This is a genomic window from Streptomyces sp. DSM 120436, from assembly GCF_055778765.1.
Genome location: NZ_JBSKBS010000005.1, coordinates 27045 through 35905 on the forward strand (window position 1 = coordinate 27045; position 8861 = coordinate 35905).

Consider the following 8861-nt stretch of genomic DNA (forward strand, 5'->3'; position numbering starts at 1 on the left):
CCGAGTTCGCCGGATCGGTGCGGTCACGCGTCGACGGTGTCGCCGCGCATCAGGTCGTCGGCGCCGTCGGGCACCTCGGCCGGGTCGGAACCGACGTTCTGCGGTCGGTTGCCGCCGTCGACGAAGACCACACTCGGCCGGTACGCGCGAGCCTGTTCCTCGGTCATCGCCGCGTACGAGATGATGATCACCAGGTCGCCGGGGCTGATCAGCCGGGCCGCTGCGCCGTTGATGCCGACCACGCCGCTGTTGGCCGGCCCCTCGATGACGTAGGTGCTGAGCCGGGCGCCGTTGTCGATGTCGACGACGTCGACCTTCTCTCCGGGCAGCAGGTTCGCGGCGGCCATCAACGTCGAGTCGAGCGTGAGCGAGCCGACGTAGTGCAGGTCCGCCTGCGTCACCGTTGCACGATGAATCTTCGACTTGAGCATCTCTCGGTACACCGGGTGGTCTCCGTTCACCATGTCACCGGCAGCTCGTGGACGCCGTAGATAATCGATTCGGGGTTGGTGCGGACCTGGTCCGCGGGTGTCGCCAGACGCAGCTCGGGCAGCCGCCGGGCCAGCGCCTCGAACGCGATCCGCAGTTCCAGTCGCGCCAGTTGCTGCCCGACGCACTGGTGGATGCCGTAACCGAACGAGAGATGCGCCACCGGCGGCCGGGTGATGTCGAGGCGGTCCGGGTCGTCGCAGAGCGCCGGGTCCCGGTTCGCCGCGGCCAGCGACAGGGACACCGCGTCGCCTGCGGTGAGGTGGTGCCCGTCGAAGTCCATGTCGGTGCCTGCCGCACGGATCGAGCCGGCGTGCATGACCGTCACGTAACGCAGCAGTTCCTCCACCGCGTTGGCGCCCAGGCCCGGGTCCGCGGCCAACGCCGCGTACTGGTCGGGATGCGCCAGCAGGGCGAAGGTGCCCAGCGCGATCATGTTCTTGCTGGTGTCGTAGCCGCCCACGAGCAGCACGCTGCCGATGGTCGCCAGCTCCTCGTCGCTGAGATCGCCGTCGGCGACCAGCGTGCCGAGCAGATCGTCGGTGGGCTCTTCGCGTTTGGCACGGATCAGGTCCATCAGCTGCCCACCGACGTTCTGCCAGCCGGCGATCGCCTCCTCCGCGCTGGAGTGGACGGTCAACAGCGCCTTGATGCCCTTGACGAACACGTCACGCCGGTCGGCGGGAACACCGAGCAGCTCGCAGATCACCAGCCCGGCGACCGGCTCGGCGTACGCGGCGACCAGGTCGGTGGGGCCGCCTTCCTCGATCATCCTGCCGAGATACAGCTCGACGTGCTCGGTCAGCCTCGGCTCCATGGTCCGGGTGCGGCGGGCCGAGAACCAGGCGGTCAGCCGACGCCGGTAGTGGGTGTGCTCCGGCGGGTCCATCGCCGTGAACATCCCCGGCGCCAAGTCGGTCCGGTTCCCGGCCATCGGCAGCGGGATCGGCGTTCGCAGCAGGTCGCCGCGCGAGCTCATGCTCCGGGCGGCGAGGAGCCGGCGGACCTGGTCGTAGCCGGTGATCAGCCAGCCGAGGTGGCCGTCGGGGAAGACCATGCGGGCCACCGGTTGTTCCGCGCGCAGCTCGGCGAGTTCGGGTGCGGGGTCGAACGGGCAGGTGCCACGGGTCATGGGCAGGCCGTCGACGGGACGAACGGTCTCGGACACAACGCTCTCCTTTGCTAAACGCCGGTGGACCCGACGATCTCGGCGGCTTCGGTGATGAGTCGGTCGGCCAGCTCGTCGGCGTGCCGGTCGCGCCAGGCCTCGTACGGGGTGCCGCGCAGCCAGTGGTTGCAGGCGCCCAGCGCCGGCCCGCAGGCCACCTGGTAGTCCGCGACACGCTCCGGGGTGCCCTCGATCGCCCACCGCTGGGCTTGGGCGCAGTACCAGCGGAAGACCAGGGCCATCCGCCGCTTGGGGTCGGCCGGCTCGCCGGCCGGGACGACCCGCGACGCGAGTTCCTCGAAACCCGCGCCGAAGTAGTCGCGTTCCACCCGGGACTGGATCTGGCCGGGCACGGCGTCCCAGGAGTCGTAGGTGCGCCACAGGTCGTAGAGCTTGCCGGCGCGTACGTGAAAGAGGACGCCCTTCCGCAGCACCCGGGCCCGGCCGCCGAGTTCGAACAGCGCGCCGTACGGGGCGTACGCGGTGTCGTGCACGTCGAGGTCGGGCAGCAGGTCCTTGGCGGGTTCGCTGAGCCCGCTCTCGGCGGTGCAGAGGTTGATCGATCCGGTGAGGATGAAGTCGGCGCCCAGTACGAAGGCGGCGGCGGCCGACTCCGGAGAGCCGATGCCTCCGCCACCTCCGACGCGTACGCCGGAGGCGACCCCGCCGAGCTGCGCCCGCAGCCGGCGCACCGAGGGCAGCAGCGCGGGCAGTGCGCCCTGGTCGGTGTAGTCGGCTCCGTCGCCGACCGCGCAGATGTCGTCGGCCAGGGCGATCCGCTCGCCGGCCGCGGCCTCCTCGGCGGTGAGCAGTCCGTCGTCGACCAGCCGTGCCACGAGGGAGCGCGGCGGCGGCGCGAAGAACAGGCGGGCGGTGTCCAGGCGGGTCACCTTGGCCAGCAGCTTGCGTGGGGCGTGCACGGTGCCGTCCGCGAGGATGCGGGCCCCGGTCAGACGATGCCGCACCAGCGCGGGGGTCACCTCGACGTACGTGGCCGCCTCGACGAGACGGACGTTCTCACGGACCAGCAGGTCGACCATGTCGGCCTCGGCGCGCGGATTGAACGGGTCATGGGTGAGGTTGACCCCGAACGGCGCGGTCGCCCCGGCTGCCGCCCGGATGCCGCGGATCGCGTCGGCGACGTCCGCGAGCGGGAGCCCGGCCGCACCGAAGCAGCCGAGCAGGCCGGAGCGGGCCAGCCGGGCGACCAACGCGACGGAGCTGACGCCGTGGTGCATGCCGCCGGCGACGTAGGCGTGCCGGACCCCGTGGTCGCGCCGGAACTCCGCCGAACCCAGCTCCACGCCCCGCGGCGCCGCAGCACCGACCGGCCCGGTCGGCGCCACGGTTCGTTCCGGCTCGGGTCGGAGCGGGGTGGCCTCCTCCCGGATCCGGGCGATCAGCTTGGTCAGCACCTGCCCCGGGCCCAGTTCGCGGACCCGGAAGTCACCTCGGCCCATCAGCAGCCGGATGCTGTCGGTCCACCGCACCGGGGAGACGATCTGGCGGCGCAGCGTGGCGGCCACGGCGTCCGGCGCGTACGGCCGGGCGTCGACGTTGCTGATCACGGGGATCTTCGGGGCGGCGAACGGCGTGGCGTCCAGCAGGCGCCCGAACTCCTCCGCGGCCTGCGCCATGTAGCGGCTGTGGAAGGGGGCGCTGACGTTGAGCGGGGCACAGCGGGCGCCCTTGTCCTTGAACAGCGCAAGCGCACGGTTAACCGCGTCGGCCGGGCCCGCGATGACGGTCTGGGTCGGCGCGTTGTAGTTGGCGATGTCCAGTCCGGACAGCTCGCTGTCGCGCAGCACCTCCCGGACCAGGTCGGCGTCGACGGCCGAGACCGCCGCCATCGTGCCGCCGGTGACCTGTCCCATCAGCCGGCCGCGTTCGGCGACCAGGCGCAGCCCGGTCTCGAAGTCGTACACGCCCGCGGCGAACAGGGCAGCGAACTCGCCGAGGCTGTGCCCGAGCAGGTAGTCGGGCAGGCGGCCGCCCTCTTGCAGGGCGGCCAGCCAGGTGAGGGCGTCGACCACGTACAGGGCGGGCTGGGTGTACCGGGTGTCGCGCAGGTTGCGGCCGGGGTCCTCCAGGCACAGCTCACGGATCGAGTACCCCAGGACGGCGTCGGCCCGTTCGACCAGCTCGGGGAACCGGTCGAACAGGTCTCGGCCCATTCCCTTGGCCTGAGCGCCCTGGCCGGGGAAGACATAGACGTCGAAGCCGTCGCCCGGGGTGGCGGGGTCGGCCACGGGCGTCTCATTGGTCATGGTGGTCACCTCGGTTCGTCGAGCCGGTGCGGCGAGGAGCGAGCGGGTGTCGAGCACCGCCTGGTACAGCACCTCGTCCCGGGCGTACGGGGAGAGCAGCGGCAACACCCGGGACCGGCTGCCCTCGGGAAGCCGCGCCCGCACCAGGTTGGCCATCGACCCGGACGGACCCAGGTCCAGGAAGAGCAGATCGTCGCGGGCCAGCAGCGGTTCGAGGGCTCGTGACAGGTCGAACGGCTCGCGCAGGACCCGCCAGAAGTGGTCCGAGTCGGGGTGGTGCACCTCGGCACCGGTCGTTCCGGAGATCAGCGGGATCGTGGCGGGTCGCGGGGTGAGAGCGCCCACGAGCTTCGTGAACGCGCCGCGCACGCCGTCGATCAGCGGTGAGTGGAACGGGTACAGCACCGGAAGCCGTTGGCAGAGCACACCTGAGGCGTTCAAGTGGCGCTCGATGTCGTCGAGCCGGTCGGCCGTGCCCGCGAGCACGAAGTTGTCCGGCGCGTTGATCGCGGCCAGATGTGCCCCGGCCAGCGCGGGATCGCGGTCGACGAGGGCGGCGTCGGCGAGGACCGCCAGCATCCCGCCGCGCGGGCACTCCGCCTCGAAGAGCGCCACTTGGTCCAGCAGCGAGCGCAGGCATTCCTCGGGGTCGAAGATGCCGGCCACCGTGGCGGCGACGACCTCGCCCAGGCTGGCGCCGAGCACCAGCTCCGGCTCGAAGCCGCGGGCGCGCAGCGTGCGGGCCAGCGCGTACTCGACCATGAAGATGGCCGGCTGCGTGAGCGACAGGCGGGTCATCGCCGTCTCCGCGCCGCGGCCATCGCCATGGATCGCGGCGATGACCGAGTCGCCGTGGACATCGCGCACCACCGCGTCCAGGGAATCCAGGGCATCGCGGAAGACCGACTCGGCACCGTAGAGCCACCGGCCCATGCCGTGGTACTGGGAGCCCTGGCCCGCGAAGAGGAAGACCGGTGTCAGCATGGTGAGGGGTCCTGTTCGGTCGCTCACGCGAGCCCGCGCAGGCGGCCGGCCAGCGCGGCGGGGGTCGGGTTCTCGAACACGTCGGTGAGAGCCAGCCGGACGCCGGTCTCGTCCTTGATGCGCTGCGCGAGCGAAGCGGCGAGCAGCGAGTGGCCGCCGCTGGTGAAGAAGTGGGCGTCGGCGTCCAGGTCCGGCCGACCGAGCAACTCGGCGAAGAGCTTGGTCAGGGTGGCGGTGAGCGCGTCGCCGCCGGCCGGTCCCGCGGTGTCGCCGCCGGCCGCGGCCGGTTGTCGCGCGGCGAGGTTCGCCAGTGCCAGGTAGTCGACCTTGTCACTTCCGGTGCGCGGGAACGCCTCCACCGCGAGGAACCGGTGCGGCACCACCGAGCGTGGCAGCCGCTGCCGGGCGTGCTCCCAGAGCTCTTCCACCGCCTCGGGCCGGTGCGGCACCTGGACGAAGGCGGCCAGGCTGCCGTCTGCGGCGGGATCGCCGACCACCAGTACGGCGGCCGCCTCGACGTCCGGGTGGTCGGACAGAACCGCCTCGATCTCGCCCAGCTCGATCCGGTTGCCGCGCAGCTTCACCTGCCGGTCCATGCGGCCCAGCAGGTCGATGCGGCCGTCCGGTCGCCAGCGCGCCACATCTCCTGAGCGGTAGAAGCGTCCCCACTGGGGGTTCACCCCGAAGCGCTCGGCGGTGAGGTCGGGCCGTCCGTGGTAGCCGGAGGCGACACCGACTCCGGCGACGCACAGCTCGCCGCGCAGGCCGATCGGCAACGGTTCCCCGTTCGGGCCGGCGATGAAGACCCGGGTGTTGGCGATCGGCGTCCCCACGTCCACTCGGTCGCCGGGATCCGTCGGTACCCGGCCCGCGGTCGCCCAGATCGTGCTCTCCGTCGGGCCGTAGACGTTCCACAGTTCGGCGCCCGCCGCGGTCAGGGTCGCGGCCAGCCCGCCGGGCAGGGGCTCACCGCCGCTGAGCAGTGTGCGGCCGGCGACCAGATCGGTGATGCGGTCGGCGACCAGTCGCCAGGTGGTCGGTGTCGCCTGGAGGAATCCGATGTCGTGGGCGCGTATCTCCTCGGCCAGCAGGGCTCCGTCGGTGCGGGCCTCGTCGGGCAGCACGACCGTGTGGCCGCCGTGCAGCAGCGGCATCATCAGTTCCAGCGACGAGGTGTCGAAGCTGTATGTGCTGAGCCAGCCGGTGGGCCGCGCCGTCGTAGCGACGCCGAAGCGCACCGCGTAGTCGGTGATGTGGTTGACCAGGCTCCGGTGCGTGATCGGGATGCCCTTCGGCCGTCCCGTCGATCCGGACGTGTAGATCACGTACGCGAGGTCGTCCGGCCCGGCCACGCCGGCCGCGCCGGCGTCTACGGGGACGGTGGGGGCGGTGTCGACGTCAGGGGCCGGGATCGTGCGCCGGTCGCCGGGCGCGGTGAGCCCGTCGCCGGTCACCACCACCCGTGCGCCCGCGTCGTCGAGCTGGTAGGCGATCCGCTCCGCCGGGTGGTGCGGGTCCAGCGGCAGGTACGACGCTCCGGCAAGCCACGTGCCGAACACCGCGGCGGACAGCGCCGCACCTCGCGGCGCGAGCAGCGCGACGACGTCGCCGGGGCGGACACCGGCCGCCGTCAGTCGCTCGGCGGTGTGCACGGCGGCGCACCACAGGCGGCCGTAGCTCACCCGCTGGTCCCCGTCCCGGACCGCGAGGGCGTCCGGATCGGCTGCGGCGCGCTCGGCGAATCCGGCGAGCACCGACGTCAGGTCGACCGGCTGGTGGGTCGTGTTGGCGGCTTCGATGATCGCGCGGTCCTCGGGCGACCAGATCGACAGCAAGCCGACCGGCGTGTCCAGGGCGGCGCCGACGGCGACCAGCAGCGCGTCATAGCGGCGGACCATCAGCTCGACGTCCGCACGGTCCAGGACTCCGGTGTAGAACGCCGCGCGCACGGTTGCGCTGTCACGGTCGGAGGTCACGAAGAACTCCAGGTCGAACTGGCTGAACCCGTTCTCGACCACGACCAGTTCCGCCGCGGCGCCGGCCACCGTGAAGGTGCGCTGGTCGGCGGTGAACGGCACGTAGTTGAACACATGGCGGAACAACACGTTGCGCCAGCCGGAACCGTCGCGCTCGATCACGTCGAGCAGTTCGTCGGCCGGCATGTCCGCGTGAGCCATCGCCTCCATGAACACCCGGCGCGCCCGGCCGACCAGCTCCCGGAAACCGGCCGTGCGCTCGGTCAGCAGGCGCAGCGTGACCAGGTTGCTGTGGTAGCCGACCGCCCCGGCCGCCTCCCGGCCGCGCGTGTTGACCGGCGATCCGATGGTCAGGTCGGGGCCGGCGCCGTGCCCGGCCAGCAGCACCGCGTACGCGGTGAGGAGGACGACCGACTCGGGCGCGCGCAGCTCGCGTTGGAGCCGCCGGACGACCTCGTGCGCCTCGGGCGACAGGACGTGGGTGACCTCGTCGCCCTCCAGCGTGGTGGTTGCCGGGGCCGGCTTCTCGCACCACAGCTCCAAGCCGGACGAGCGGAACCCGGCCATGGTGTCGCGCCAAAACGTCACACTCTGCTCGGAGGGCTCGGGCTCGTGCCAGGCGGGCACCGGGTCCGGCTCGGGGGTCCGGCCGGCCAGCGCCGCCTCGTAGAACTCGACGAGCTGGGCGCGCAGGAGGGCGGTGGACTGCACGTCGGCGATGGCGTGGTGCAGTGCGAGACAGAAGACGTCTTCGTCGGGGCCGTGCAGCAGCAGGGCGCGCAGCAGCGGGCTCCCGTCGGCCCGGAACGGGCGGGCCACGAAAGCGGTCAGCGTGCCGCGCTCGTCACCGTGCCCGGCGGCCTGCTCCGGCTCGATGTGGAGGCTGGGCAGGATGGTCCTGGTCAGGGCGTCGTCGGTGCGGTGGAAGACCGTGCGCAGCACCTCGTACCGGCGTGGCAGCAGGTCGAGTGCCGCGGCCAGGGCCGTCGGGTCGAGGCGGCCGACGACACGGAAGGCCAGCGACAGATTGTTGGCACCGCTGCCGGGCACGAGGTCGTCGAGCAGCCACAGGGCGGTCTCCTTGCGCGAGGCGCGCACGTGGGCGTCCGCGGCGCCGGCCGTCACCGGCGGGCCTGCGAGTCGGCGCCGAGCAGGCCAGCCACGGTCGTGGCGACCTCCGGGGTACGCAGCAGGTCGCGGTGCTCCACCTCGAACCGGACTTCGTCGGCGACTCCGATCGGTGCCAGGCCGGGGGTGGCGCGCATCCGGTTGAGTCCGCTGGCCGGGCTCGCCGAGGTGATGACGGTGGCCCGGGACCAGCCGGGACGCGGGTCCAGTCCGGCGGCGACGCCGAGATAGGTCATGAACGAGCCGACCAGTGCCACCAGTTCACCGGCGTAGCCCTCGTCGAGGCCGGCGCGGCGCAGCGCGGCCGAGCCGATCGGCTCGAAGATCGCGTAGAGCTCGGCGGCGAACTCGGCCGGTGTGGTTCCGGGCCGGGCGGCCAGGCGCTCCGCCGCGCCGGCCAGCTCGTCGACCTCGGCCGGGGTCAGCACGGCGGTCATGTTGCCGATGACCCGGCCGAACTGCAGGTGGACGGTGGGCACGTCGACGAGTTCGGGGTCGAAGACCACCACCTGCGGCGCCGTCGGCTGCCGGGCGGCGATCCGCTCGGCCAGGGCACCGGCGAAGACCGATCCGGCGCAGTAGCCGAGGACCGCCCGGACCGTACGTCCGCTCGCGGCGACCTCGGCCAGCCAGGGCGCGAGGTACTCGTCCTGGTCGATGCCGGGGCCGGGGACCCGGGCCGGGGCGACGGTCTGCCACAGGGCGCAGTCCAGTCCCAGGCTGGGCGTCAGGTCGGTGAAACCGCCCTCGTTGCGGCCCGTCACCGGGAAGTCGGTGGCGAGCACTACGTCGGCGTCCGATGCTGCGTCGAGCACCACATTCCACACGGCAGGGCTTGGCATCTGGCAA

The 8861-nt window shown here is 72.4% G+C and carries 5 protein-coding genes; all 5 read right to left on the reverse strand.

Annotation, left to right across the window (positions count from 1 at the left end; all coding sequences use genetic code 11):
* Positions 1-23 precede the first annotated feature (23 nt).
* From panD to ACWH4W_RS32410, 5 genes are read right to left on the reverse strand one after another with little or no spacing between them, the layout of a single operon-like run.
* Positions 24-443 carry an aspartate 1-decarboxylase gene (gene panD / locus ACWH4W_RS32390; protein ID WP_030587723.1) on the reverse strand — a complete coding sequence of 140 codons (420 nt, stop codon included), beginning with the start codon at positions 441-443 and terminating at the stop codon, positions 24-26.
* Between the two features lie 14 nt (positions 444-457).
* Entirely contained in the window at positions 458-1657 is a 1200-nt protein-coding gene (locus ACWH4W_RS32395) for a cytochrome P450 (RefSeq protein ID WP_030587726.1), read from the reverse strand.
* Between the two features lie 14 nt (positions 1658-1671).
* Entirely contained in the window at positions 1672-4908 is a 3237-nt protein-coding gene (gene fabD / locus ACWH4W_RS32400; RefSeq protein WP_030587731.1) for an ACP S-malonyltransferase, read from the reverse strand.
* 23 nt (positions 4909-4931) lie between these two features.
* Positions 4932-8009, reverse strand: a complete 3078-nt coding sequence (locus tag ACWH4W_RS32405) for a non-ribosomal peptide synthetase (RefSeq protein ID WP_124288615.1) — start codon at positions 8007-8009, stop codon at positions 4932-4934.
* Complete coding sequence (locus ACWH4W_RS32410) at positions 8006-8854, reverse strand: hypothetical protein (protein WP_124288614.1); 849 nt, start codon at positions 8852-8854, stop codon at positions 8006-8008. Before ACWH4W_RS32410 ends, ACWH4W_RS32405 begins: the two co-directional genes overlap by 4 nt.
* Between the last annotated feature and the right edge of the window lie 7 nt (positions 8855-8861).